Raw genomic sequence first — 367 nt, forward strand, 5'->3', positions numbered from 1 at the left:
TACGGCACCAGAATCATGGTGTAGACGATATCGAACACCAGATAGGTCAGCAGGTAATACCAGAAACTCATCTCCCCCACCCACATCAGGGAGTAGCTGAACACGCACGGGATCCCCAGCAGAATAAAGAACTTACGCCGACCGAAGCGCTTGCCGAGCCAGGTCGTGCCAAAGTTATCGGTCAAAAAGCCCATCAAAGGGCTGACGACGGCATCCAGTACCCTTGCGGCAGCAAAGATGAAGGTTGCTTCAATCGGGGAGAGTCCACAGAACGTTGTATAAAAATACAAAAGCCAGGCCGCCGTCAGGGCGGTGGTTCCCGCCCCGAGGAAATCGCCTGACCCGTAAGCAAGATAATTTGCGAGTC

Annotated in this window: 1 protein-coding gene; it reads right to left on the reverse strand. The window is 53.7% G+C overall.

Annotated features, from left to right (window positions below; translation table 11 throughout):
• The coding region (locus CSV68_RS16960) for an MFS transporter (RefSeq protein ID WP_143561040.1) at positions 1–367 on the reverse strand (367 nt) is incomplete at both ends.

The sequence above is a fragment of the Sporosarcina sp. P29 genome (assembly GCF_002743265.1).
GTDB lineage: Bacteria > Bacillota > Bacilli > Bacillales_A > Planococcaceae > Sporosarcina.